The organism is Thalassoroseus sp. (assembly GCF_984380535.1).
The window spans coordinates 1-1,121 of sequence record NZ_CFHRBF010000044.1 but is presented as its reverse complement, the minus strand read 5'-3'; the positions used below and the strand labels follow the sequence as shown (position 1 = coordinate 1,121).

The following is a 1,121-nucleotide window of genomic DNA, read 5'->3' as shown; positions in this document are numbered from 1 at the left end:
TCGAAATGCTGCGGAGCTTTCGAGCAGATTTGCCCGGCTTGCAAACGGGCCCGAGGATCATCGCCTTGGGGCAGCAACTCCAGATAGAGTTCCTGCATGTCGCTGGGCATGTCCTCATAAAATCGATATGGCATTCGTGCGGTCCTTCCTTGGACGTCTGACGGTCGGCGGGATCATAGTGCCGATTCGTCGTCGGAAGATTCGAAAAACTCTGACAACCCGAGAATTTCGATCAGGTTATGGATACGGGAAGCAACGATACGGTCACATGTGGACGTGTTTGCTTGACCACCGCTCCCGGCGATGCGTTCCGTGGTCGAAACTCTGGTCTGACATTTCGGGCAGATGCGGCGGCGATAGATGAAACCGACACGCGGCTCCGTCTTCAAAACCGAACTCATATTGGCCCCGCAATCGGGGCAAGCGATTCCAGCATCCATGCCGTTCCTTCCGTGATTACAATTCCCGCCGATTCCGGCGTCTGTCGCGGAGCCTGTTGCCGTCTGGTTCATGGTCAACGACGATGAAAACACAATCGCAGCGATCGCAACGATACCGCATCTCAGTCGGACCGCCTCGACCCTCAACACTCATCGATTTGCACGTCGGGCAGTAAACCGGCCCATCGGTTGTCAGCTGTTCGTCAATCTCTTCGACGACAGGGTCGGCCATTTCCGGCGGCAGCGGTCGGCGTTCGTGGTGTTCGAACATGATCGATCATCCGTGCAAGCAAGTGTGTATAAAACCCGGGCTGTTCCCGCTGGTGGCAGGGTTAGCCCACCCTATCGGAAGGACCCGCGATTCAACAATCTGCACATCGCAGTCGGTTGGACCGGCGTGGCCGTTCCTCATCTTCGAAGACAAACGCATCACAATTTCCGCAACGGCCGACGACGCCCCATTCAACGGCGACGATCTCAGCTCGCCAACCGATGTTCCCCGCTTCGGCCATGCGGGCGGCCAAATGCCGAGTCAACGCCTCGATATCAACCAACCGTACTTCGTCGTCGTCCCGGCGGAGAAGTACTCGGAAATGGCAGGTTGCAGGCTTTTGACGTCGAACCCTCATGACCCAATCCCAAAAGTAATCACACGTGACCATGAACCGTCCAGGTTCATGG

At 56.7% G+C, this 1,121-nt stretch carries 3 protein-coding genes; all 3 read right to left on the bottom strand.

Annotated features, from left to right (window positions below; all coding sequences use genetic code 11):
- Positions 1-173: 173 nt before the first annotated feature.
- Entirely contained in the window at positions 174-440 is a 267-nt protein-coding gene (locus tag AC5DDB_RS29790) for an NrdR family transcriptional regulator (RefSeq protein WP_491743415.1), read from the bottom strand.
- A 16-nt stretch (positions 441-456) separates the two neighbouring features.
- Positions 457-711, bottom strand: a complete 255-nt coding sequence (locus AC5DDB_RS29785) for a hypothetical protein (protein ID WP_491743414.1) — start codon at positions 709-711, stop codon at positions 457-459.
- Between the two features lie 91 nt (positions 712-802).
- On the bottom strand, positions 803-1,121 hold a 319-nt coding region (locus AC5DDB_RS29780), incomplete at its 5' end, for a hypothetical protein (RefSeq protein WP_491743413.1).